General features: G+C 54.9%; 21 protein-coding genes and 1 tRNA gene. 12 read left to right on the forward strand and 10 right to left on the reverse strand.

The genetic code is table 11. The features are described 5' to 3' along the window. Positions 1-101: 101 nt before the first annotated feature. Positions 102-177 (forward strand) — tRNA-Trp (locus ABLU86_RS20625). A gap of 102 nt (positions 178-279) precedes the next feature. Here the strand turns inward: ABLU86_RS20625 and hdfR are convergent. Beyond that, positions 280-1,101 (reverse strand): HTH-type transcriptional regulator HdfR, encoded by an 822-nt coding sequence (hdfR, locus tag ABLU86_RS20630; RefSeq protein ID WP_015703960.1) that lies wholly within the window; start codon positions 1,099-1,101, stop codon positions 280-282. Positions 1,102-1,219: 118 nt separating this feature from the next. Here hdfR and ABLU86_RS20635 point away from each other — a divergent pair, with 118 nt between their 5' ends. Next, positions 1,220-1,558: a DUF413 domain-containing protein gene (locus ABLU86_RS20635; protein WP_015368901.1), complete on the forward strand. Its 339-nt coding sequence runs from the start codon at positions 1,220-1,222 to the stop codon at positions 1,556-1,558. Between the two features lie 23 nt (positions 1,559-1,581). Here ABLU86_RS20635 and ABLU86_RS20640 read toward each other — a convergent pair whose 3' ends face one another. Then, a complete protein-coding gene (locus ABLU86_RS20640; protein WP_020077608.1) occupies positions 1,582-3,102 on the reverse strand; it encodes a YifB family Mg chelatase-like AAA ATPase in 1,521 nt (506 codons plus the stop codon). A gap of 354 nt (positions 3,103-3,456) precedes the next feature. Between ABLU86_RS20640 and ilvL the strand changes: the two genes are divergently transcribed. The 6 genes from ilvL (at position 3,457) to ilvA (ending at position 10,003) form a co-directional block, all read left to right on the forward strand. Continuing rightward, the gene (gene ilvL, locus ABLU86_RS20645) at positions 3,457-3,555 is read left to right on the forward strand and encodes an ilv operon leader peptide (RefSeq protein ID WP_001311244.1); all 99 of its coding nucleotides are present in this window, start codon (positions 3,457-3,459) and stop codon (positions 3,553-3,555) included. A 140-nt stretch (positions 3,556-3,695) separates the two neighbouring features. Then, on the forward strand, positions 3,696-5,342 hold the full coding sequence (gene ilvG / locus ABLU86_RS20650; protein WP_015368898.1) for an acetolactate synthase 2 catalytic subunit: 1,647 nt from the start codon (positions 3,696-3,698) through the stop codon (positions 5,340-5,342). Then, on the forward strand, positions 5,339-5,596 hold the full coding sequence (gene ilvM, locus ABLU86_RS20655; RefSeq protein ID WP_015368897.1) for an acetolactate synthase 2 small subunit: 258 nt from the start codon (positions 5,339-5,341) through the stop codon (positions 5,594-5,596). The genes ilvG and ilvM overlap by 4 nt, the downstream gene beginning before the upstream one ends. 19 nt (positions 5,597-5,615) lie before the next feature. Continuing rightward, positions 5,616-6,545 (forward strand): branched-chain amino acid transaminase, encoded by a 930-nt coding sequence (locus tag ABLU86_RS20660; protein ID WP_008807980.1) that lies wholly within the window; start codon positions 5,616-5,618, stop codon positions 6,543-6,545. A 60-nt stretch (positions 6,546-6,605) separates the two neighbouring features. Further along, positions 6,606-8,456: a dihydroxy-acid dehydratase gene (gene ilvD, locus ABLU86_RS20665; protein WP_015368896.1), complete on the forward strand. Its 1,851-nt coding sequence runs from the start codon at positions 6,606-6,608 to the stop codon at positions 8,454-8,456. Positions 8,457-8,458: 2 nt separating this feature from the next. After that, on the forward strand, positions 8,459-10,003 hold the full coding sequence (gene ilvA / locus ABLU86_RS20670; protein ID WP_015368895.1) for a threonine ammonia-lyase, biosynthetic: 1,545 nt from the start codon (positions 8,459-8,461) through the stop codon (positions 10,001-10,003). Here ilvA and ilvY read toward each other — a convergent pair. Beyond that, entirely contained in the window at positions 10,000-10,890 is an 891-nt protein-coding gene (gene ilvY, locus ABLU86_RS20675; RefSeq protein ID WP_015703964.1) for an HTH-type transcriptional activator IlvY, read from the reverse strand. The genes ilvA and ilvY overlap by 4 nt on opposite strands. A 155-nt stretch (positions 10,891-11,045) precedes the next feature. Between ilvY and ilvC the strand changes: the two genes are divergently transcribed. After that, positions 11,046-12,521, forward strand: a complete 1,476-nt coding sequence (gene ilvC / locus ABLU86_RS20680) for a ketol-acid reductoisomerase (protein ID WP_015703965.1) — start codon at positions 11,046-11,048, stop codon at positions 12,519-12,521. A gap of 131 nt (positions 12,522-12,652) precedes the next feature. Here the strand turns inward: ilvC and ppiC (ABLU86_RS20685) are convergent, their stop codons facing one another. Both ppiC (ABLU86_RS20685) and ppiC (ABLU86_RS20690) read right to left on the reverse strand, forming a co-directional pair. Beyond that, complete coding sequence (gene ppiC, locus ABLU86_RS20685; protein WP_002883180.1) at positions 12,653-12,934, reverse strand: peptidylprolyl isomerase PpiC; 282 nt, start codon at positions 12,932-12,934, stop codon at positions 12,653-12,655. A 51-nt stretch (positions 12,935-12,985) separates the two neighbouring features. After that, on the reverse strand, positions 12,986-13,267 hold the full coding sequence (gene ppiC, locus ABLU86_RS20690; RefSeq protein WP_032709514.1) for a peptidylprolyl isomerase PpiC: 282 nt from the start codon (positions 13,265-13,267) through the stop codon (positions 12,986-12,988). A gap of 112 nt (positions 13,268-13,379) precedes the next feature. On the opposite strand from ppiC (ABLU86_RS20690), the gene rep reads away from it, so the two are divergent. Further along, the gene (gene rep / locus ABLU86_RS20695) at positions 13,380-15,401 is read left to right on the forward strand and encodes a DNA helicase Rep (RefSeq protein ID WP_015368891.1); all 2,022 of its coding nucleotides are present in this window, start codon (positions 13,380-13,382) and stop codon (positions 15,399-15,401) included. A 4-nt stretch (positions 15,402-15,405) separates the two neighbouring features. Here rep and ABLU86_RS20700 read toward each other — a convergent pair whose 3' ends face one another. From ABLU86_RS20700 to rhlB, 5 genes are all read right to left on the reverse strand, one after another. Then, complete coding sequence (locus ABLU86_RS20700; RefSeq protein WP_015368890.1) at positions 15,406-16,128, reverse strand: DUF554 domain-containing protein; 723 nt, start codon at positions 16,126-16,128, stop codon at positions 15,406-15,408. A 61-nt stretch (positions 16,129-16,189) separates the two neighbouring features. Beyond that, positions 16,190-17,188, reverse strand: a complete 999-nt coding sequence (locus ABLU86_RS20705) for an amidohydrolase family protein (RefSeq protein WP_015368889.1) — start codon at positions 17,186-17,188, stop codon at positions 16,190-16,192. Positions 17,189-17,319: 131 nt separating this feature from the next. Next, positions 17,320-18,237: a LysR family transcriptional regulator gene (locus tag ABLU86_RS20710; RefSeq protein ID WP_108683974.1), complete on the reverse strand. Its 918-nt coding sequence runs from the start codon at positions 18,235-18,237 to the stop codon at positions 17,320-17,322. Between the two features lie 19 nt (positions 18,238-18,256). Further along, positions 18,257-19,762, reverse strand: a complete 1,506-nt coding sequence (gene gppA / locus ABLU86_RS20715) for a guanosine-5'-triphosphate,3'-diphosphate diphosphatase (RefSeq protein WP_015368887.1) — start codon at positions 19,760-19,762, stop codon at positions 18,257-18,259. Positions 19,763-19,851: 89 nt separating this feature from the next. After that, positions 19,852-21,117: an ATP-dependent RNA helicase RhlB gene (gene rhlB / locus ABLU86_RS20720; protein ID WP_015368886.1), complete on the reverse strand. Its 1,266-nt coding sequence runs from the start codon at positions 21,115-21,117 to the stop codon at positions 19,852-19,854. Positions 21,118-21,460: 343 nt separating this feature from the next. Here rhlB and trxA point away from each other — a divergent pair, with 343 nt between their 5' ends. After that, a complete protein-coding gene (trxA, locus tag ABLU86_RS20725) occupies positions 21,461-21,790 on the forward strand; it encodes a thioredoxin TrxA (protein ID WP_002883224.1) in 330 nt (109 codons plus the stop codon). A 331-nt stretch (positions 21,791-22,121) separates the two neighbouring features. Then, positions 22,122-23,381, forward strand: coding sequence for a transcription termination factor Rho (gene rho, locus ABLU86_RS20730; protein WP_002883293.1), 1,260 nt, complete (start codon positions 22,122-22,124; stop codon positions 23,379-23,381). Positions 23,382-23,464 lie beyond the last annotated feature (83 nt).

The following is a 23,464-nucleotide window of genomic DNA, read 5'->3' on the forward strand; positions in this document are numbered from 1 at the left end:
CTGCCTGTCACGCAGGGGGTCGCGGGTTCGAGTCCCGTCCGTTCCGCCACTTATTTATATTAAGCCTGCTATATTAGCGGGCTTAATAGCGAGAAAGATTTAGGGGCGTAGCTCAGTTGGTAGAGCACCGGTCTCCAAAACCGGGTGTCGCGAGTTCGAGTCTCTCCGCCCCTGCCATATATAATCCTTTGCTTCGGCAAAGGATTTTTTTTGTCTTTAATTTCTCCCATCACTCTGCCTTTCCAGTTTTTTAGCCACTCCATCCATGGAGTCAGATCGCTATTCCAGGATGCTGCTTTTCAGGATCTCGCGAATATGTGCCTGCTTATCGCTATTTTGTAGCCAAATGGCATACAGAGGACGTGAAAGGGTCGCGCTATCGGTCACCGTGTGCAGGCCAGTTTTCTGCTGTGCCCAACTAACGGGTAACCAGGTACAACCATTCAAGGTAGTGAGCTGTTGATAAGCCAGTTCTGCGGAGCTCGTCGTCAGCAGCGGTACATCATCGCTGCCGATCAAACCCACTTCGTTTTGCTGGAAGTCCGGTCCCCATTCCAGCCGCAGGTAGTTCAAATCATTCTTATTTTTTCCCGGCGCGGCACAATAGAGCGCCAGGGTGAAATGACCCAATAACTGGCTGCTTAATTCATCCATCTTCGGTGATTCTGTGGTGATCAGGAGATCGAGCTGGCGTTCATGCAACTGCTTCACTAATGACTGGCGTTGAGCTATCCGCGCCTCAAATTGCAGATTATAGGGATCTTTGTAGAGCGTCCCCAGCCAACCGTTCAATAGGCATTCCCATAGCGACGCGCTGGCACCGATCGAAAACTCATTATGGCGAGAAGAGTGGGCGACCTCCTTACGCGCGGCCTGCCAGGTATTCATCAACGTTTCGGCATAGGGCAACAGTTTCTCACCGGCTGACGTCAGGCGAATATTGTTACGATGGCGGGTGAATAAATTTACGCCCAGCTGGTTCTCCAACTGACGAATGCGGAAGCTAACCGCTGATTGTGTTAAATAAAGCGCTTCCGCTGCCCGCCCAAAGTGGCGAGTTCTGCTCACTTCAAGGAAAGTTTTGAGCAATTCCGTGTCCACACTCTTCTCCGCAAAATTATTTGTCGTGATGATTTAAATGTTTTGTTTGACGCTCTGTCAAGCGTAACTAATACTCCGCGCCATAAATAGCTCGGCCAAAGAATCAGGAGCGTGTAGGATGGCGGAAAGCTTTACGACGACTAATCGTTTTTTCGACAATAAAAATTATCCACGCGGGTTCTCCCGTCACGGTGATTTCACCATCAAAGAGGCGCAACTGCTTGAACGTCATGGTTACGCCTTTAATGAGCTGGAATTGGGCAAACGCGAGCCTGTTACCGAAGATGAAAAACAATTCGTTGCGGTATGCCACGGCGAACGTGAGCCGGTGACCGAAGCGGAACGCGTTTGGATTAAGTATATGGCGCGAATCAAACGTCCGAAGCGTTTTCACACCTTATCTGGCGGTAAGCCGCAGGTTGAAGGCGCTGAAGACTACACTGAAAGCGACGATTAAAAAAAAGGGCGAAAGCCCTTTTTTTATGCCATCAGCGTCTGCAGGTGATTTAACATACGGTCGATAGCCCGGTAGCTTAGCGCCTCCTGCAAATGATGACGTTCGATATCCCTATCCTCATTAAGATCGGCGATAGTACGCGCAACTTTCAGTAAACGTTGCCATGCGCGGATTGAAAGCCCTAATAGTGAGAGCGTCTGTTCCAGCCATATCGCGTCGTCTTCTTTCAGCTTGCACCAGACTTTTATCTCCCCGCTGTCCAGTTGTGCATTAAGTTTATTCTGCCGTGCGAGCTGTCTGTCGCGCGCCGCGAATACCCGTAGACGAATGGTGGCGCTTCGCTCTTCGCCAACGCCACCCCGGCTTAATACGCCCGGTGGAGGGAGTGGAATCTCAAGCGAGAGATCGAAGCGGTCGAGAAATGGCCCTGACAATCGGCCCAGATAGCGCAGGGTCTGTTCCGGTGTGGCCCGATTATGCTGACCCTGGTAATGTCCTGTTGGGCTGGGATTCATGGCGGCAATCAACTGAAATCGCGCAGGATAGTCAATCTTAGCCCGAGTGCGGGAAAGATGAATTTTTCCTGATTCAATGGGCTCTCGTAGTGCATCCAGAACCCGACGCTCGAATTCAGGTAGTTCATCAAGAAACAGAATACCGTTATGCGCCAGGGAGATCTCCCCAGGGGCAGGGATTGAGCCGCCGCCGACCATCGCCGTTAGCGAAGCGCTGTGGTGAGGGGCACGAAAAGGCCGCCGACGCCACTGACGCGTAACGTAATGAGCATTGACGAGGCTGAGGATAGCAGCGCTTTCCAGCGCTTCCTGGTTGCTTAGTGGCGGTAAAAGCCCCGGCAAACGGCTGGCGAGCATCGTCTTCCCTGTACCCGGTGGACCCATCAAGAGTAAATTGTGACCGCCAGCTGCGACTATCTCCAGCGCGCGTTTTCCCTGCTGTTGGCCAATGACATCGCCGAGATCGTCATAATCGTCCTCTCCCGCAGTTATTTCACCAGTCGGCGGCTGCAGAGTATGTTTCCCTTCCAGAAACGCACAGACTTCCTGCAGGTGGCCTGCTATAAGGCACTCATTGCCGTTAATCAAGCCGACCTCTTCGGCGTTATCTCCAGCAACGACAATCTGCCTCCCGACTTTTATCGCTTCCATAGCGCTGGATATTGCCCCAGGAACGCCGCGTAACGCGCCTGTAAGCGCTAATTCGCCAATAAACTCATACTGATTAAGTTTCGGGGCGGCAAGCTGCTGCGAAGCGACCAGGAGCGCGAGAGCGATAGGTAAATCATATCTCCCGCCCTCTTTCGGCAGATCGGCTGGGGCAAGGTTTATGGTTATCTTCTTTGCCGGAAAGCTGTAGCCGCTGTTAATAATGGCGCTACGTACCCGATCGCGGGCTTCCTTTACCGTGGTTTCCGGCAGACCGACCATCGTCAAACCGGGTAGTCCGTTGCTGATATGGACTTCGACGGTAATTAGCGGCGCGCTGACCCCGAGCGCCGCGCGGGTATAGACAATTGCGAGTGACATAACGCCTCCTGAGCGGAATGATTATGTCTATTCATAGAGTTTCATGAACCTGGGAATATTTAACTTTACGACGCCTGTTCCAGACAATTGTCTGCAAAGTTTTGCATTTTTATTATTTGGGGAGGGCATACGCAAATCCGTCATGACGCCGTTTTAATGCCGTAAAACACGGATGCAAACGCGAGAATAAGCTGAATTTTTTTCATTTTATTTTTTTCTTTTTAAAAACAACTGGTTTAATAAAAATCGTTAGCAAGATCAGAAAATGGAACATAAAAAAATCTTGTGCTTAATGTGATGTCTGTGGTAACTCTTTAGGTATTCCTTCGAACAAGAAGCCAGAAAGAACAGAAAATGACAGCCCTTCTACGAGTGATTAGCCTGGTCGTGATTAGCGTGGTGGTGATTATTATCCCACCGTGCGGGGCTGCACTTGGACGAGGAAAGGCTTAGAAATCAAGCCTTAACGAACTAAGACCCCCGCACCGAAAGGTCCGGGGGTTTTTTTATAACTTAAAAAACATAAGCGAGGAGCAGAAGATGAGTTTTAGCATAAAATTCTGTTTCTCCCGATCTATGGCGGGGAAGTAACTATGAACGGGGCGCAGTGGGTGGTACATGCTTTGCGAACACAGGGGGTCGACACGGTATTTGGCTATCCGGGTGGCGCGATTATGCCGGTTTACGATGCTTTGTATGACGGCGGCGTGGAACACCTGCTGTGTCGGCACGAGCAAGGCGCCGCAATGGCCGCCATCGGTTATGCCCGCGCGACCGGCAAAACTGGTGTTTGCATCGCCACTTCCGGCCCTGGCGCCACCAACCTGATCACCGGTTTGGCTGACGCGTTACTTGATTCTGTACCTGTTGTCGCCATCACCGGTCAAGTGGCGGCGCCGTTTATCGGCACTGACGCTTTTCAGGAAGTGGACGTTCTCGGTTTGTCGCTGGCCTGCACCAAACACAGTTTCCTCGTGCAGTCGTTGGAAGAGCTGCCGCGCGTCATTGCGGAAGCTTTCCAGGTGGCAAACTCAGGCCGTCCTGGCCCGGTACTGGTTGATATTCCAAAAGATATCCAGTTGGCTAAAGGCGAATTAGATCCGCATTTCTCCACCGTTCCTGACGATGTTGAGTTCCCGCACACACAAGTCGAGCAGGCGTTAGCGATGCTTGCGCAGTCCCACAAGCCAATGCTGTACGTGGGCGGCGGTGTTGGAATGGCACAGGCGGTACCGGCCGTGCGCGAATTTCTGGCGGTGACGCAGATGCCGGTAACCTGCACCCTGAAAGGGTTGGGCGCCGTCGCCGCGGATTATCCGTATTACCTTGGCATGCTGGGTATGCACGGAACCAAGGCAGCAAACCTGGCGGTGCAGGAGTGCGATTTATTAATCGCCGTCGGCGCCCGTTTTGATGACCGGGTTACCGGCAAGCTGAATACCTTTGCCCCGCACGCCAAAGTAATCCATATGGATATTGACCCGGCCGAGCTGAACAAACTGCGCCAGGCGCACGTCGCCTTAACCGGAGATTTAAACGCCATGCTGCCGGCGTTGCAGCAGCCGTTGGCCATCGATGCGTGGCGCGAGCACAACGCGCAGCTGCGCGCGGAGCACGCCTGGCGTTACGATCATCCCGGCGAGGCAATCTACGCGCCGCTGTTGCTCAAGCAGCTTTCCGATCGCAAACCGGCGGATTGCGTCGTGACGACCGATGTCGGCCAGCACCAAATGTGGTCGGCCCAGCACATGACCTATACCCGCCCGGAAAACTTCATCACTTCCAGCGGCCTCGGCACCATGGGTTTTGGTCTGCCGGCAGCCGTTGGCGCGCAGGTGGCTCGCCCGGACGATACGGTTATCTGTATCTCCGGCGATGGCTCTTTCATGATGAACGTGCAGGAGCTGGGCACCGTTAAGCGCAAGCAATTACCGTTGAAAATCGTGCTGCTGGATAACCAACGTTTAGGCATGGTTCGCCAGTGGCAGCAGCTGTTTTTCCAGGAGCGTTACAGCGAAACCACGCTTACCGATAATCCTGATTTTCTTACGCTGGCCAGCGCTTTTGGCATTCCAGGCCAGCACATCACCCGTAAAGACCAGGTTGAAGCGGCACTCGACACCATGCTTTCGAGCCAGGGGCCATACCTGCTTCATGTCTCAATCGATGAACTTGAGAATGTCTGGCCGTTGGTGCCGCCCGGCGCCAGTAATGCAGAAATGCTGGAGAAATTATCATGATGCAACATCAGGTCGCTTTACAGGCTCGCTTCAACCCCGAAACCTTAGAACGCGTGCTGCGCGTGGTGCGCCATCGCGGTTTTCAAATTTGCTCAATGAATATGGAAACCGCGTCGGATGCGCAAAACATAAATATCGAGCTGACCGTTGCCAGCCAGCGGCCCGTCGAATTACTGTTTAGTCAGTTACGCAAACTGGTCGACGTCGCCTGCGTCGAGATCCAGCAACCCACATCACAACAAATCCGCGCCTGAGCGCAGAGGAATAAAAACAATGACGACGAAGAAAGCTGATTACATTTGGTTCAATGGCGAGATGACCCCATGGGGCGAGGCGAAAGTACACGTCATGTCCCACGCGTTGCACTACGGGACTTCGGTATTCGAAGGTATCCGCTGCTACGATTCTCACAAAGGGCCAGTGGTGTTCCGCCATCGTGAACACATGCAGCGTCTGCATGATTCAGCAAAAATCTACCGTTTCCCGGTTTCTCAGAGCGTTGACGAGCTGATGGAAGCCTGCCGCGAAGTTATCCGTACCAATAAACTGACCAGCGCTTATATCCGTCCGCTGGTGTTTGTTGGCGATGTTGGCATGGGCGTTAACCCGCCGGACGGCTATAAAACCGACGTTATCATCGCGGCGTTCCCGTGGGGTGCATACCTTGGCGCAGAAGCGCTGGAGCAGGGGATCGATGCGATGGTTTCTTCCTGGAACCGCGCGGCGCCAAACACCATCCCAACCGCAGCGAAAGCGGGCGGCAACTATCTCTCCTCTCTGCTGGTCGGCAGCGAAGCGCGTCGTCACGGTTATCAGGAAGGTATCGCGCTGGACGTTAACGGCTATATCTCCGAAGGCGCAGGCGAAAACCTGTTTGAGGTGAAAGATGGCGTGCTGTTTACTCCGCCGTTTACCTCTTCCGCGCTGCCGGGTATCACCCGCGACGCCATCATCAAACTGGCGAAAGATCTCGGTATCGAAGTCCGCGAGCAGGTGCTGTCCCGCGAATCTCTGTACCTGGCGGATGAAGTGTTCATGTCCGGTACCGCTGCGGAAATCACGCCGGTACGCAGCGTTGACGGTATCCAGGTTGGCGCAGGCCGCCGTGGCCCGGTGACCAAACGCATTCAGGAAGCCTTCTTTGGCCTCTTCACCGGTGAAACGGAAGATAAATGGGGCTGGCTGGATCCGGTAAGTAAGTGATTAAAAATGGGACGGCACGCACCGTCCCATTGCATAAACAGAGATGGGAGTAAAAAGAGCATGCCTAAGTACCGTTCCGCCACCACCACACATGGCCGCAATATGGCGGGCGCCCGCGCGCTGTGGCGCGCAACCGGGATGACCGATGCCGATTTCGGCAAACCGATCATCGCCGTTGTTAACTCCTTTACCCAGTTTGTACCAGGGCACGTGCATCTGCGCGATCTCGGCAAACTGGTTGCCGAGCAAATTGAAGCTGCTGGCGGCGTTGCTAAAGAATTCAACACCATCGCGGTGGATGATGGGATCGCCATGGGGCACGGGGGTATGCTCTATTCACTGCCATCCCGCGAGCTCATCGCCGATTCAGTCGAGTACATGGTTAACGCCCACTGCGCCGATGCTATGGTCTGTATCTCTAACTGCGACAAAATCACCCCGGGGATGCTGATGGCCTCCCTGCGTTTGAATATTCCGGTGATCTTTGTCTCCGGCGGTCCGATGGAAGCCGGGAAAACCAAGCTGTCTGACAAAATCATCAAGTTGGATCTGGTTGATGCCATGATCCAGGGGGCAGACCCGAAAGTCTCTGACGATCAGAGCGAACAGGTGGAGCGTTCCGCCTGTCCGACCTGCGGTTCGTGCTCGGGGATGTTCACCGCGAACTCAATGAACTGCCTGACCGAAGCATTAGGCCTGTCGCAGCCGGGTAATGGTTCTCTGCTGGCGACCCATGCCGACCGTAAAGCGCTGTTTCTCAACGCCGGTAAACGTATCGTTGAACTGACCAAACGCTACTACGAGCAGGACGACGCTTCCGCGCTACCGCGCAATATCGCCAGCAAGGCGGCATTTGAAAACGCCATGACTCTCGATATCGCAATGGGCGGCTCAACCAATACCGTACTGCACCTGCTGGCGGCGGCGCAGGAAGCCGAAATCGACTTCACCATGAGTGATATCGACAAGCTGTCCCGCAAAGTGCCGCAGCTGTGTAAGGTGGCGCCGAGTACGCAAAAATACCATATGGAAGACGTGCACCGCGCCGGTGGCGTGCTGGGTATCCTCGGCGAGCTGGATCGCGCGGGGTTACTCAACCGCGATGTTAAAAACGTCCTTGGCCTGACGCTGCCGCAGACCCTGGAACAGTACGATGTGATGGTGACCCAGGACGACGCGGTGAAAAAAATGTTCCGCGCCGGTCCGGCGGGGATCCGTACTACCCAGGCGTTCTCGCAGGATTGCCGCTGGGATACGCTGGATGACGATCGCGCTGAGGGATGTATCCGTTCTCTGGAACATGCCTACAGTAAAGACGGTGGCCTGGCAGTACTGTACGGTAACTTTGCCGAAAACGGCTGTATCGTCAAAACCGCTGGCGTCGACGATAGCATCCTGAAATTTACCGGCCCGGCGAAAGTTTATGAAAGCCAGGACGAAGCGGTTGAGGCTATCCTCGGCGGCAAAGTCGTGGAAGGCGACGTCGTGGTTATTCGCTATGAAGGGCCGAAAGGCGGGCCGGGAATGCAGGAGATGCTCTATCCGACCACTTTCCTGAAGTCCATGGGGCTTGGCAAAGCGTGCGCGTTGATCACCGATGGCCGCTTCTCCGGCGGCACCTCCGGGCTTTCCATCGGCCACGTATCGCCGGAAGCCGCGAGCGGCGGCAACATCGCTATCATCGAAGATGGCGACATGATTGCTATCGATATTCCGAACCGCGGTATTCAGCTGCAGCTCAGCGATGCCGAAATCGCTGCCCGTCGCGAAGCGCAAGAAGCGCGTGGCGATAAGGCGTGGACGCCGAAAGACCGCGAGCGCCAGGTCTCCTTCGCGCTGCGCGCTTACGCCAGCCTCGCGACCAGTGCCGACAAGGGCGCCGTGCGCGATAAATCAAAACTTGGGGGTTAATCATGGCCGAGTCGCAACCCCTATCCGCCGCCCCTGAGGGGGCGGAGTATCTCCGGGCGGTACTGCGCGCGCCGGTTTATGAAGCGGTGCAGAAAACCCCGCTGCAAAAAATGGACAAGCTCTCTTCGCGGCTGGATAACGTTATCCTGGTGAAACGCGAAGATCGCCAGCCGGTGCATAGCTTTAAGCTGCGCGGCGCCTACGCGATGATGTCCGGCCTGACGGCGGAACAAAAATCAAATGGCGTGATCACCGCTTCGGCGGGTAATCATGCGCAAGGCGTGGCGTTTTCTGCCTCCCGGCTGGGTGTTAAGGCGCTGATCGTGATGCCGGTAGCGACCGCCGATATCAAAGTCGATGCCGTTCGCGGCTTTGGCGGCGAAGTGCTACTGCACGGCGCCAACTTTGACGAAGCGAAAGCCCGCGCGATCGAGCTGGCGCAGCAGCAGGGGTTTACCTGGGTGCCGCCGTTCGATCACCCGATGGTCATCGCCGGTCAGGGAACGCTGGCGCTGGAGCTGCTGCAGCAGGATGCCCACATTGACCGCGTATTCGTCCCGGTTGGCGGTGGTGGTCTGGCGGCAGGCGTGGCGGTGCTTATCAAGCAGCTGATGCCGCAGATTAAAGTGATAGCGGTCGAAGCGGAAGATTCGGCGTGTCTGAAAGCGGCGCTGGATGCCGGTCACCCGGTGGATCTGCCGCGCGTCGGTTTGTTCGCTGAAGGCGTGGCGGTGAAGCGCATCGGCGATGAAACGTTCCGTGTATGCCAGGAGTATCTGGACGACATCATCACCGTCGATAGCGATGCTATCTGCGCGGCGATGAAAGATCTGTTCGAAGATGTGCGGGCGGTAGCGGAGCCCTCCGGCGCGCTGGCGCTGGCGGGGATGAAAAAGTATATCGCCCAGCATAACATCCGCGGCGAGCGTCTGGCTCACATCCTGTCCGGCGCCAACGTCAACTTCCACGGACTACGCTACGTTTCTGAGCGTTGCGAGCTCGGGGAGCAGCGCGAAGCGCTGCTGGCGGTGACGATACCGGAAGAGAAGGGTAGTTTTCTTAAGTTCTGCCAGCTACTGGGCGGCCGTTCGGTTACCGAGTTCAACTACCGTTTTGCCGATGCCAAAGATGCCTGTATTTTCGTTGGCGTGCGGCTGAGCCGCGGGCTGGATGAGCGTAAAGAGATCCTCGATTTACTGAGCGAAGGCGGCTACAGCGTGGTCGATCTTTCCGATGACGAAATGGCGAAACTACACGTGCGCTATATGGTCGGCGGACGGCCGTCTAAACCGCTGCAGGAGCGCCTGTTTAGCTTCGAGTTCCCGGAATCACCAGGCGCGCTGCTCAAGTTTCTGCACACGCTCGGCACCCACTGGAATATTTCGCTGTTCCACTATCGTAGCCACGGCACCGATTTTGGCCGCGTTCTGGCGGCGTTTGAGCTTGGCGAGCATGAGCCGGACTTCGAAACCCGTCTTAATGAACTGGGCTACGAGTGTCATGACGAAACCCATAACCCGGCGTTCCGCTTTTTCCTCGCGGGCTAGTGGTTAGGCAGGATTTTCCAGAACGCATCAATAAGCGGCTCGTACAGCCGCTTTTTTTGTGCGCAGACGCCCAGCTCAAATGGCGTCTTCTCATCGCTGCGATCGAGGATCATCACGCGATTGCGGACCGGCTCGGGGCTGTTTTCCAGCACCACTTCCGGCAGTAGCGCCACGCCGCAGCCGAGGGCGACCATAGATACCATGGCTTCATGGCCGCCGACGGTGGCGTAAATGGATGGATTGCTGATTTTATGGCGACGGAACCACAGCTCGATGCGGCGGCGCACCGGGCCCTGATCGGCCATGATAAACGGCACCGTTGCCCAGTCGGGATGCTCGACCGTGACCTGATTGCGCACCGGGCAGGGCAACGCCGGGGCAATCAGCACTACCGCAAGATTTTCCAGCATCGAAAACGCCACCGAGCCCGGCAGCGTCTCCGGCTTACCGGCAATGGCCAGATCGGCTTCTCCAGTGACCACTTTTTCCATCGCATCAGCGGCGTCGCCGGTCGATAACTTTATCTCTACTGAGGGATGCGCGGCGCGAAAGCGATCGAGAATCGGCGGCAAGTGACTGTAAGCGGCGGTCACGGAGCAGAAAATATGTAGCTCGCCGGAGAGCGACGGCCCCTGCTGGTCGATGGCGTGGCGCAGTTGCTGATACTGCAATAAAGTCTGCTGGGCAAAGGTGCGGAGTTCTTCGCCGGCCTCGGTTAGGGTTACGGTGCGATTATCGCGAACGAACAGCGGCTGGCCGAGGTCCTCTTCCAGGCGTTGAATCTGCCGCGAAAGCGTGGAGGGACTGACGTGCATAGCCCGCGCGCTGCGGCCAAAATGGCGGCTTTCCGCCAGATGCAGAAAGGTTTTCAGATCGCGTAAATCCATGGCTCAATCCCCTGAGAATAACGTTGCAGTTATTGCAATGTGATGTTGTGAATATATCAATTTTCGCAACGAAATTCCTGTCATATAGTGGGTTCATTCTCGCAAAACGCGAACCGAACAATAAGCACGACAACACAACATCACGAGGTATCACCATGGCTAACTACTTCAACACACTGAATCTGCGCCAGCAGCTGGCTCAGCTGGGCAAATGCCGCTTTATGGGGCGCGATGAATTTGCCGATGGCGCAAGCTATCTTCAGGGTAAAAAAGTAGTCATCGTCGGCTGTGGCGCGCAGGGCCTGAACCAGGGGCTGAACATGCGTGACTCCGGCCTGGATATCTCCTATGCGCTGCGTAAAGAAGCGATCGCCGAGAAGCGCGCATCCTGGCGTAAAGCGACCGAAAACGGCTTCAAAGTGGGTACCTATGAAGAGCTGATCCCGCAGGCTGACCTGGTCGTCAACCTGACTCCGGACAAACAGCACTCTGACGTTGTGCGTTCCGTACAGCCGCTGATGAAAGACGGCGCGGCGCTGGGTTACTCCCACGGCTTCAACATTGTTGAAGTGGGCGAGCAGATCCGCAAAGACATCACCGTGGTGATGGTGGCGCCGAAGTGCCCGGGTACCGAAGTTCGTGAAGAGTACAAACGCGGTTTCGGCGTGCCGACGCTTATCGCCGTACACCCGGAAAACGATCCGAAAGGCGAAGGTATGGCCATTGCTAAAGCGTGGGCAGCGGCGACCGGCGGCCATCGTGCGGGTGTTCTGGAATCCTCCTTCGTGGCGGAAGTGAAATCTGACCTGATGGGTGAGCAGACTATCCTCTGCGGCATGCTGCAGGCGGGTTCTCTGCTGTGCTTCGATAAGCTGGTGGCTGAAGGTACCGATCCGGCGTATGCGGAAAAACTGATTCAGTTCGGTTGGGAAACCATCACCGAAGCGCTGAAGCAAGGCGGCATCACCCTGATGATGGATCGCCTGTCTAATCCGGCGAAACTGCGTGCTTACGCGCTGTCAGAACAGCTGAAAGAGATCATGGCGCCGCTGTTCCAGAAACATATGGATGACATCATCTCCGGCGAATTCTCTTCCGGCATGATGGCTGACTGGGCGAACGACGACAAAAAACTGCTGACCTGGCGTGAAGAGACCGGTAAAACCGCGTTCGAAACCGCGCCACAGTATGAAGGTAAAATCGGCGAGCAGGAGTACTTCGATAAAGGCGTTCTGATGATTGCAATGGTGAAAGCGGGCGTTGAACTGGCCTTCGAAACCATGGTTGATTCCGGCATCATCGAAGAGTCCGCTTACTACGAATCGCTGCACGAGCTGCCGCTTATCGCCAACACAATCGCCCGTAAGCGCCTGTATGAAATGAACGTGGTTATCTCCGATACCGCGGAGTACGGTAACTACCTGTTCTCTTATGCTTGCGTACCGCTGCTGAAAGAGTTCATGACCACTCTGCAGACCGGCGACCTGGGCAAAGCGATTGCCGAAGGTGCGGTGGATAACGCTCAGCTGCGTGACGTGAACGAAGCGATTCGCAGCCACGCTATCGAAGCGGTGGGTAAAAAACTGCGCGGTTATATGACCGATATGAAGCGTATCGCGGTTGCCGGCTGATTCCTCGTCGTCTTTCGACTTGCCGCCTTCCGGCAAGCCGAAATCCATAGAGGAATGGATTTGTTTAGTAGGCCTGATAAGCGAAGCGCCATCAGGCAAAAACCCGGAGATTAAGATCCCCGGGTTTTTTATTATTTCCGGTACAGCACTTTGATGATGTGGTAACCGAACTGGGTATGCAGCGGGCCGGTTGGCTCCAGTTCCGGGCAGGAGAAAACCACTTTATCGAATGCCGGAACCATCTGGCCCTGGCGGAATTCGCCCAGATCGCCGCCGCGTTTTCCTGACGGGCAGATAGAGTGTTTTTTCGCCAGCTTGCCGAAGTCGGCGCCGTTTTTGAGCTGCTCAAGCAGATCGAGAGCCAGTTTCTCTTCTTTTACCAGGATATGCAGTGCTGCCGCTGTTTTAGCCATGATTGCGCCTTGATTGAGTTGGGATAAATCAGGGCGCCATAGTAACACGCGCTAGCGGCGATACAGCACCTTGATGATATGGTAGCCAAATTTGGTTTGTACCGGGCCATAGGGTTTGAGCAGCGGACAGCTGAACACGGCTTTATCAAACGGAGCGACCATTGCGCCCTGCTGGAACTCCCCCAGATCGCCGCCATGGCGTCCGGACGGGCATTTTGAGTAGCGCTTTGCCAGATGATCGAAGCTGACGCCCCGTTCCAGCTTGGCGAGGATCTCGTGTGCCAGTTTTTCTTCTTTGACCAGAATATGCAGGGCCGCTGCGCTTTTTGCCATTACCGGAGCCTCAGGATGAATTGCGTGGCTGACACTTTACCATCAGCCGGTAAATCTCGGCCTCGCTTTCTGCTACAATCCACACCCCGTTCGAAGATTGAGCAATATTCCCATGCGTTTAAACCCTGGCCAACAACAAGCCGTCGAATTCGTTACCGGACCGTGCCTGGTGCTGGCGGGCGCCGGTTCCGGTAAGACCCGCGTTATTACGAATAAAATCGCCCACCTGATCCGCGGCTGCGGTTATCAGGCGCGCCATATCGCGGCCGTCACCTTTACTAACAAGGCCGCCCGCGAAATGAAAGAGCGCGTCGGGCAAACGCTGGGGCGAAAAGAGGCGCGCGGGCTGATGATTTCCACCTTCCACACCCTGGGGCTGGATATCATCAAACGTGAATACGCCGCGCTGGGAATGAAATCCAACTTTTCCTTGTTCGATGATACCGACCAGGTCGCGCTGCTCAAAGAGCTCACCGAAGGGTTGATCGAAGATGACAAAGTGGTGTTGCAGCAGCTTATCTCGACGATCTCCAACTGGAAAAACGATCTGAAAACGCCGGCGCAGGCGGCGGCTGGCGCGAAAGGCGAACGGGACCGCATCTTCGCCCACTGCTATGGGCTCTATGATGCGCATATGAAGGCCTGCAACGTCCTCGATTTTGACGATCTTATTCTACTGCCGACGCTTCTGTTGCAGCGCAATGAAGAGGTGCGCGAACGTTGGCAGAACAAGATCCGTTACCTGCTGGTGGATGAGTATCAGGATACCAACACCAGCCAGTATGAGCTGGTGAAGCTGCTGGTGGGGCAGCGCGCGCGCTTTACCGTGGTGGGTGATGATGACCAGTCGATCTACTCGTGGCGCGGCGCGCGGCCGCAGAACCTGGTGCTGTTAAGCCAGGATTTTCCGGCGCTGCAGGTGATCAAACTTGAACAGAACTACCGTTCATCAGGGCGTATTCTGAAGGCTGCCAACATTTTGATCGCCAATAACCCGCACGTGTTTGAAAAGCGGCTGTTCTCAGAACTTGGCTACGGTACCGAGCTGAAAGTGCTCTCCGCCAATAACGAAGATCATGAAGCGGAGCGCGTCGCTGGCGAACTGATTGCCCACCACTTTATTAATAAAACAAACTACAAAGATTACGCCATCCTTTATCGCGGCAATCACCAGTCGCGGGTCTTTGAAAAGATGCTGATGCAGAACCGCATCCCGTACAAAATCTCGGGCGGCACCTCGTTCTTCTCGCGTCCGGAAATTAAAGATCTGCTGGCCTATCTGCGCGTACTCACCAACCCGGATGACGACAGCGCCTTCCTGCGTATCGTCAATACGCCGAAGCGAGAGATTGGTCCGGCGACCTTGCAAAAACTGGGCGAATGGGCGATGAGCCGCAATAAAGGCTTATTCACCGCCAGCTTTGATATGGGGTTAAGCCAGACGCTGACCGGGCGCGGGTATGAATCCCTCACTCGTTTCACCCACTGGCTGCGGGAAATTCAGCAACTGGCCGAGCGTGAACCAGTCAATGCCGTGCGGGATTTAATTCGCGGGATTGATTATGAGTCCTGGCTATATGAAACCTCGCCGAGCCCGAAAGCCGCGGAAATGCGGATGAAAAACGTCAACCAGCTGTTCACCTGGATGACCGAAATGCTGGAAGGCAGCGAGATAGATGAGCCGATGACGCTGACGCAGGTGGTTACCCGCTTTACCCTGCGCGATATGATGGAACGCGGCGAATCGGATGAAGAGCTGGATCAGGTGCAGTTGATGACCCTGCATGCCTCAAAAGGGCTGGAGTTCCCGTATGTTTACCTGGTGGGAATGGAAGAGGGATTGCTGCCGCATCAGAGCAGTATCGATGAAGATAATGTTGATGAAGAACGGCGTCTGGCCTATGTAGGTATCACGCGCGCGCAGAAAGAGTTGACCTTTACGCTCTGTAAGGAGCGTCGTCAGTATGGCGAGCTGGTACGCCCGGAGCCGAGCCGTTTTCTGCTTGAGCTCCCGCAAGACGATCTGATTTGGGAGCAGGAGCGGAAAGTCATCTCTGCGGAAGAACGTATGCATAAAGGCCAGGCCAACGTTGCGAATATCAAGGCGATGCTGGCGAAGGCGAAAAAGGGCTAACGTTTCAGGCGACAAACTGCTGCCAGGCGGTGGAAAATGGCATCACCAGCAGCAGTGACGGCAGCATGTTGGCGGTGGGGAAATGGCGAATACCGCAAAGCCGAAAACCGGTCGCCAGCATAATAATACCGCCGCAGGCAGTAAAATCAGCGATCATCGATGGGCTTATCAACGTCATAATAAACGTGGCGGCGAAGAACAGAATCACGAAGATGATCAGCTGGGGAATAAAAATCGCGGTGATAATGTAGCCCAGCGTCGAAGCGAAAATGGCGGCGGTGAAAAAGTCGAGTATCGACTTGGTCAGCAGAATGGTCGGGTCGCCGGTCATCCCTTCGGTTAGGGCGCCAAAAATACCGGTACCGCTGGCGCAGAACAGGATCAGCACCGCGATAAACTGGTTCATAAAATCCTCCGCTTCTACGCCTGCGTTGTTTTGGCCTGGAAAAATGCGCTCGATGGGCGTTCGCAGCTGTGTTCCCGCCCGCTCAATCCACTTCTCAATATTCAACAGGCCGCCAATAATCGTGCCGATGATAACGGCCAGCGCAATGGGTGGCAGATTGATGAGTTTGTTAAGGAAGAACACGCCCATACTGATAGAGATTAACCCGGAAATAAGCGGTAGCGTTTTCTTAAAGTGATCCGGGATAAATCGGTTGAGTGAGGCGCCTGCAATCGCGCCGACGAGTAATGAACCGCTGCAAACAAAAATACCTACCGGCATAGTATATTCTCCCTGTAATAAAACCAGGGCCTGAGAACAGGCCCTGTCGATTTATTTTTTATTATTTGATATTAAATACGCGGCTGGCATTGCCCCAGGCTATTTTTTCTTTCAGCCCTTCATCCATTTCTAACGGATCAAACCAGTCGCAGGCCTGATGAATATCTTCATAAGGGTAATCAACGGAGAACATCACGCGATCGGCACCCATTACTTCAATCGCATTATTTAGCGAGTGAGTATTAAAATGACCGCTGGTGGTGACAATAAAGTTATTTTGCAGATAGTGCATTAACGGTTTTTCCGCCTTGCCCAAACCGCAGCCGAAACGCTGACGATAGAGGCGATGTTGAGTGCGCGGCAGCATGTGTACCAGCCCTTCACCGAGGTGTCCCAGCACCAGGTTAAGATTCGGATAACGGTCGAACAGGCCGCTCATCATCAGGCGAATAGCGTGAACGGCGGTTTCCTGCGCAAAGCCCCAGGCGGAACCGATTAGGCTTTCGTAACCGGTATAAATCCCGCGCGCCGGGCCTTCCAGCGGTTCACGCGGATGCAGGTACACCGGCACGTTTAGCTCGTTGACTTTATCCCAGAATACCAGCATGGATTCATCATCAAGATACAGGCCATGTTCGCTGTCTTTGACGTTGGTGTAGCCGTTAATCAGCGCGCCTTTCATGCCCAGTTTTTTCACCGCGCGCTCCAGCTCTTCCGCCGCAGCTTCCGGGTTTTGTAACGCCAGCGTGGCGAACGCGCTAAATTTATCCGGATTCGGTTTTACATAATTATCAACGATAAAGTCGTTAGTGTCGCGAGCGAAAGAGACCGCTTTGGCTTTATCTAAAATAGATTGCGCGCCGGGTGAAGTCAGAGAAAGAATAACGTGGTCAATATTACGTTGCGCCATTTCTTCGAGTTGAATGCTGCGGTCAAGCAGGCGGCGCTCTACGTCTTGCATATATTCGCTACCGTTACGGTTAGCTTCGCCGGTCGAATCCCATAAACGGTTATTTTCAGGAGTAGATACATGTTCTTCTAAAGCGATTTTTCCGCGCATGATAGGTTCCTTTATTTATTCGGTCGATATGAACTGATGCGGGGAGATTAAAATGTTTGACGTATTGACAGCAATAAACCAAATAGAATATAGCGTATCAGAAATCCTAATACAGCCGCTTATTTTATGATTTAAATGCTAATAGAACCGCCTGAGGCGGCAAGATCTACAATCTGCTTGCGCAGCCAGATATGCCCAGGATCGCGGTGCAGACGCTGGTGCCAGACCTGGCGAATCGCGATGTTAGCCAGTGAGAAAGGTAGCGGCCAGCTGCGGCAGGAGTAACGCCTGGTGATGTGGCGCGCCAGCTGCTCCGGCACCACCGCGATCATCTCGCTGCCGGCAACCAGCTCGCCCGCGCCTAAAAAGCTGGGCAGCGTCAATGCGATACGCCGCGGCATACTGTGTTCCGCCAGCAGTTTATCAATGTCGCCGTGGGCGGTGCCGTTGACGCGAACCGCAAGGTGCTTTTCCTGACGCCAGTCTTCGGCGCTGAACCGATGACGAATGCGCGGGTGATTGTCCGCTGCCAGACAAACATACGACTGATCGAACAGATGCTGCTGATAGACGCTCTCCGGCAGTTGGGTAAGATAGCCGATCGCCAAATCACATTTCCCTGATTCCAGCGCGCTAAGCGTCTGATCGTCAATATTCAGCACCGTAAAGGTGATGCCGCTGGCGTCCAGCCGCTGGAGCTGGCTTTGCAGCAAAGGAAGAAGCGTCATCTGGCTGATATCGGTCATGCCGATGGTGAAGTTACGGTTGCTCTCCTGCGGGATAAATTCCGGCTTAGCCGCCAGATCGGTATCGGCCAGTTGCAAAAGAGTAAAAATGGTGGGGGCGATAGCGTCCGCGCGCGGCGTTGGCGCCATGCGTTGTCCAACGCGCACAAACAGCGGGTCGTCAAAGTGCTCGCGTAGCTTTTTTAGCAGCAGGCTACCGGTTGGCTGACTGATATCGAGTGCTTCCGCCGCCGGAGAAACATTCCCCAAACGGTAGAGCGCGGAGAAAAAGCGTAGTGATTTGAAATCCAGTTCTTCCCGCATGCGCCCTCCTGGCTGGAAATTACCTCGCCGTGTCGTCGTTGATCAACAGCGCCCAGTGGACATAGCTTTGCCACTGACACTCTTGCTCGACCATTTCCCGGCCCAGCGGATGTTCCTTCAGCCAGTCATCCGGCAGCGTCAGCGTCAGTTTTTCGTCGTCGGCGGCAAGTTGAATGGCTGGCAGGAGATCGTCGCGCCGGCGGCTGGCAAACAGAATCGCCAGTCGCAGCAGGCGACACAAATGTTCGGCAACGCGCGGCGGTACCGCGTTTTGCTGATGGAGCGAAGAAAGATCGATGGCGTTAGTCTGGTTGAGCAGCAGCGTGGCGATGAGCTTCTTCTGCGCCGGGGTAAAACCGGGCAGGTCGAGGTTATTGACCAGATAGGCGGCGTGCTGCGGCGCGCGTTTGAAATCGACGCTCAGGCCAATTTCATGAAGCGCGCAGGCGCTGACGAGCAAATCACGGCTTAGCGGATCCAGTTCCCAGCCGCTGTCCAGTTGATCAACCAGATGGGTGGCCAGATTAGCCACCCGTTGCGCCTGTTCAGTATCGATCATAAAGCGCCGCTGAATATTACGCAGCGTGCGGCTACGAATATCCTGATCGACAGAAAGGTGCAACATGCCGTAGACCAGGCCTTCGCGTAATGCGCCGCCAGCCAGCGTCATGCACTGAATATTCAGTTCGCTAAAGATAGCAATCAGAATGGCAAGGCCGCTCGGAAAAACCAGTGCGCGTTCGAGCGTCAGCCCTTCGATTTCCAGCTCTTCGAGTCGGCCGCACTGGATGGCGCGCTGCTTAAGCTGCTGTAGCTTGCTGAGGGTGATGCGCTCATCCATTCCCTGCGCCATCATAATTTCCTGCAGCGCCTGCACGGTGCCTGAAGCGCCGACGCACACTTTCCAGCCGTGGTAACGCAGGACATCAGCGATTGGAAGCAGCACATCGCGCGCCGCCGCTTCCGCGAGATCGAAGTTTTCTTTCGTCAGGCTACGGTCGGCAAAGTAGCGTTCAAGCCAGGTGACGCAGCCCATCGACAGGCTGAACAGCGAGGTCGTTTGCGCGCCGGTGCCGGTCACCAGTTCAGTGCTGGCGCCGCCGATATCCACCACCAGACGCTGATCGGCGCCGCCGGTGGTATGGGCTACGCCCTGGTAGATCAGGCGGGCTTCTTCCTCACCGCTAATCACCTGGACGGGGCAACCGAGGATTTCCTGCGCTTTCGCCAGAAATTCGCCGGCGTTGACCGCCAGACGCAGGGTGGCGGTGGCGACGACGCGAATTTGTGCCGAAGGAATATCCTGCAGACGTTCGGCAAACAGGCGTAAGCACTGCCAGCCGCGCTCCATCGCTTCTGCGGAGAGCGCATTGTCGCTATTCAGGCCGGCAGCCAGACGCACCTTGCGCTTAATGCGGCTCAGGGTCTGAATACTGCCCGCCACCTCGCGCACCACCAACATATGAAAACTATTGGAGCCAAGGTCGATGGCGGCATACAGCGAGGTGGAACTCATACTCTTCATCTTTCAGGCAGCTCCTGTGTCGACTGGGCTTCGTTGCCCGGGATAATCTCCGTGGCGCATCCTGAAAAATTTCGTGTATGGCATAGATATTAACCTGAGCGACGACGATTACGAGGCGGGCCATTACGGCGCGGGCCATTACCGGGGCGGGTGCGCGTTAAACGCAGCGGCTTCGGTAAATCGGTCATCAGCGCGTCCGGATTGTACTTGCTGACCGGGATCGAATGGCCGATATAGGTTTCGATTGCCGGCAGGTTCAGCGCGTATTCTTCACAGGCCAGGCTGATGGAGTGCCCGCTGGCGCCCGCGCGGCCGGTACGGCCGATACGGTGGACATAGTCTTCGCAGTCATCCGGCAGGTCATAGTTAAAGACATGGGTGACGGCTGGGATATGCAGGCCGCGAGCGGCTACGTCTGTCGCAACCAGAATATCGAGATCGCCGCGGGTGAACTCTTCGAGAATACGCAGGCGTTTTTTCTGTGCCACGTCGCCGGTCAGCAGGCCGACGCGATGTCCATCTGCCGCCAGATGGCCCCAGATATCTTCACAACGATGCTTGGTGTTGGCGAAAACAATAGCGCGGTCGGGCCACTCTTCTTCCAGCAGCGTCTGCAGCAGGCGCATTTTTTCGTCGTTGGAAGGATAGAACAACTCTTCTTTAATGCGGTGGCCGGTTTTCTGTTCCGGTTCGACTTCAACGTACTCGGCGTTGTTCATCTGTTCGAATGCCAGTTCGCGTACGCGATAAGACAGCGTGGCGGAGAACAGCATGTTCAGGCGCTGAGTGGCCGGCGGCATGCGGCGGAATAGCCAGCGGATATCTTTAATAAAGCCGAGATCGTACATGCGATCGGCTTCGTCGAGCACGACAACCTGAATGGCGCCGAGATTAATGTGGTTTTGTTTGGCGTAATCGATCAGACGACCGGTGGTGCCGATCAGAATATCAACGCCGCTTTCCAGTACTTTCAGCTGCTTATCGTAGCCGTCGCCGCCGTAAGCCAGACCGAGCTTCAGACCGGTGGCCTGCGCCAGCGGTTCGGCGTCAGCGTGAATCTGTACCGCCAGCTCGCGCGTTGGCGCCATGATCAGCGCGCGCGGTTGGTTAACCTGGCGGTCTGCGATGGCCGGGTGAGAGAGAAGATAATGAAACGTTGACGTCAGAAACGCCATCGTTTTACCGGTACCGGTTTGCGCCTGCCCGGCGACATCGCGGCCTTCCAGCGTGAGCGGAAGGGCGAGAGCCTGAATGGGTGTGCAATTATGAAACCCTTTTTTTTCAAGGGCTTCGACAACTGCCGGGTGCAGGGCGAAGTCGGAAAACTTCTGTTCTGTCAAATGTGTTTTGCTCATAGTGTGGTAGAATATCAGCTAACTATTGCATTAAGAAAGCGTATCCGGTGAAATAACGTCAACCTTTCGTTGGCGATATACGAAATTATTCAAGGTGCGTCTCCGGCTACTGAATGGATCCCGGAAAGCTTAGACTACTAAGCGCAACGGGGGCGGTAAATCTGCCGCAGGTAGATTTGCAGACAGTGCGCTTAAGCATCGGCGGTGGTGGTCCATGGTGGATCCATTCCCGCAGGTAGCTTATAAAAGAGGCATCCTGAAGAATAGCGTGCATAACGTAGCATCAACACGTCGTTGATGACTGCGACACCAACACACCAGGCTTATTCCTGTGGAGTTATATATGAGCGATAAAATTATTCACCTGACTGACGACAGTTTTGACACGGACGTACTCAAGGCTGACGGGCTGACCCTCGTCGATTTCTGGGCAGAGTGGTGTGGTCCGTGCAAAATGATCGCCCCGATTCTGGATGAGATCGCTGAAGAGTATCAAGGCAAACTGACCGTGGCTAAACTGAACATCGATCAGAACCCGGGCACGGCGCCGAAGTACGGCATCCGCGGCATCCCGACGCTGCTGCTGTTCAAAAACGGCGAAGTCGCGGCGACTAAAGTCGGCGCGCTGTCCAAAGGCCAACTGAAAGAGTTCCTCGACGCCAACCTGGCGTAATCGGTTTGCCATTCCGGCGTCCGGATTCCTATTTTTTGTGGAACTCTGGACGCCCGGCCTGAGTCGTGCTAAGTTAATTCCAGACTTCGTTTTAAACATACCTATTGTTTGAATCTTGTTTTACCCAAAGCGTCCCGCAGACTATGCGCGTGAGGCTAATAATTCCGGGCTTATCACTCATTCCGTCTTGTCGTTTCAGTTCTGCGTTCTTTCCTGTGACCAGGCAACGTACAGACACGAGATGAAGCCGCTAACAGGCATGGATGTTCCTGCCATACCATTCACAACATTAAGTTCGAGATTTACCCCGAGTTTAAGAACCCACACCACTATGAATCTTACCGAATTAAAGAATACGCCGGTTTCTGAGCTGATTACTCTCGGCGAAAATATGGGGCTGGAAAACCTGGCTCGTATGCGTAAGCAGGATATTATTTTTGCCATCCTCAAGCAGCATTCAAAGAGTGGCGAAGATATCTTTGGCGATGGCGTACTGGAGATACTGCAGGATGGATTTGGATTCCTCCGCTCAGCAGACAGCTCCTACCTCGCCGGTCCAGACGACATCTACGTATCCCCCAGCCAAATCCGCCGCTTCAACCTCCGCACTGGTGACACCATTTCCGGTAAGATTCGTCCTCCTAAAGAGGGTGAACGTTACTTCGCGCTGCTGAAAGTTAACGAAGTTAACTACGACAAGCCGGAAAACGCGCGTAACAAGATTCTGTTCGAGAACTTAACGCCGCTGCACGCGAATTCACGCCTGCGTATGGAGCGTGGTAATGGTTCTACCGAAGACTTAACCGCTCGCGTACTGGATCTGGCATCGCCGATTGGCCGCGGCCAGCGTGGTCTGATCGTCGCGCCGCCGAAAGCCGGTAAAACCATGCTGCTGCAGAACATCGCGCAGAGCATCGCGTACAACCATCCTGACTGCGTGCTGATGGTGTTGCTTATCGACGAACGTCCGGAAGAAGTGACCGAGATGCAGCGTTTGGTTAAAGGTGAAGTTGTCGCTTCTACCTTCGACGAACCGGCATCTCGTCACGTGCAAGTTGCCGAAATGGTTATCGAGAAAGCGAAACGTCTGGTTGAGCATAAAAAAGACGTTATTATCCTGCTCGACTCCATCACCCGTCTGGCCCGTGCCTACAACACCGTGGTTCCGGCTTCCGGTAAAGTGCTGACCGGCGGTGTGGACGCTAACGCCCTGCATCGTCCGAAGCGTTTCTTCGGTGCGGCACGTAACGTGGAAGAGGGCGGCAGCCTGACCATCATCGCTACCGCGCTTATCGATACCGGCTCTAAAATGGATGAAGTTATCTACGAAGAGTTTAAAGGCACCGGTAACATGGAACTGCACCTCTCCCGTAAGATTGCGGAAAAACGCGTCTTCCCGGCTATCGACTACAACCGTTCCGGTACCCGTAAAGAAGAGCTGCTGACCACCCAGGAAGAACTGCAGAAAATGTGGATCCTGCGCAAAATCATCCATCCAATGGGTGAAATCGACGCAATGGAGTTCCTCATTAACAAGCTGGCGATGACCAAAACTAACGACGACTTCTTCGATATGATGAAGCGTTCGTAGGACGGAATACGCCGAAAAAACGCCACGCGATTGCGTGGCGTTTTGTTTTGTAGCTTTGTATGATCCAGGCGGGAAAAGCACCG

The organism is Klebsiella sp. JN_Kp121, from assembly GCF_040062145.1.
Taxonomy (GTDB): domain Bacteria; phylum Pseudomonadota; class Gammaproteobacteria; order Enterobacterales; family Enterobacteriaceae; genus Klebsiella; species Klebsiella aerogenes.

Bases quoted from the DNA above. Each gene is read 5' to 3' on its own strand.
- ABLU86_RS20635 (WP_015368901.1), top strand. From the start codon at position 1,220: ATGGCGGAAAGCTTTACGACGACTAATCGTTTTTTCGACAATAAAAAT.
- ABLU86_RS20640 (WP_020077608.1), bottom strand. From the start codon at position 3,102: ATGTCACTCGCAATTGTCTATACCCGCGCGGCGCTCGGGGTCAGCGCG.
- ilvL (WP_001311244.1), top strand. From the start codon at position 3,457: ATGACAGCCCTTCTACGAGTGATTAGCCTGGTCGTGATTAGCGTGGTG.
- ilvG (WP_015368898.1), top strand. From the start codon at position 3,696: ATGAACGGGGCGCAGTGGGTGGTACATGCTTTGCGAACACAGGGGGTC.
- ilvM (WP_015368897.1), top strand. From the start codon at position 5,339: ATGATGCAACATCAGGTCGCTTTACAGGCTCGCTTCAACCCCGAAACC.
- ABLU86_RS20660 (WP_008807980.1), top strand. From the start codon at position 5,616: ATGACGACGAAGAAAGCTGATTACATTTGGTTCAATGGCGAGATGACC.
- ilvD (WP_015368896.1), top strand. From the start codon at position 6,606: ATGCCTAAGTACCGTTCCGCCACCACCACACATGGCCGCAATATGGCG.
- ilvA (WP_015368895.1), top strand. From the start codon at position 8,459: ATGGCCGAGTCGCAACCCCTATCCGCCGCCCCTGAGGGGGCGGAGTAT.
- ilvY (WP_015703964.1), bottom strand. From the start codon at position 10,890: ATGGATTTACGCGATCTGAAAACCTTTCTGCATCTGGCGGAAAGCCGC.
- ilvC (WP_015703965.1), top strand. From the start codon at position 11,046: ATGGCTAACTACTTCAACACACTGAATCTGCGCCAGCAGCTGGCTCAG.
- ppiC (WP_002883180.1), bottom strand. From the start codon at position 12,934: ATGGCTAAAACAGCGGCAGCACTGCATATCCTGGTAAAAGAAGAGAAA.
- ppiC (WP_032709514.1), bottom strand. From the start codon at position 13,267: ATGGCAAAAAGCGCAGCGGCCCTGCATATTCTGGTCAAAGAAGAAAAA.
- rep (WP_015368891.1), top strand. From the start codon at position 13,380: ATGCGTTTAAACCCTGGCCAACAACAAGCCGTCGAATTCGTTACCGGA.
- ABLU86_RS20700 (WP_015368890.1), bottom strand. From the start codon at position 16,128: ATGCCGGTAGGTATTTTTGTTTGCAGCGGTTCATTACTCGTCGGCGCG.
- ABLU86_RS20705 (WP_015368889.1), bottom strand. From the start codon at position 17,188: ATGCGCGGAAAAATCGCTTTAGAAGAACATGTATCTACTCCTGAAAAT.
- ABLU86_RS20710 (WP_108683974.1), bottom strand. From the start codon at position 18,237: ATGCGGGAAGAACTGGATTTCAAATCACTACGCTTTTTCTCCGCGCTC.
- gppA (WP_015368887.1), bottom strand. From the start codon at position 19,762: ATGAAGAGTATGAGTTCCACCTCGCTGTATGCCGCCATCGACCTTGGC.
- rhlB (WP_015368886.1), bottom strand. From the start codon at position 21,117: ATGAGCAAAACACATTTGACAGAACAGAAGTTTTCCGACTTCGCCCTG.
- trxA (WP_002883224.1), top strand. From the start codon at position 21,461: ATGAGCGATAAAATTATTCACCTGACTGACGACAGTTTTGACACGGAC.
- rho (WP_002883293.1), top strand. From the start codon at position 22,122: ATGAATCTTACCGAATTAAAGAATACGCCGGTTTCTGAGCTGATTACT.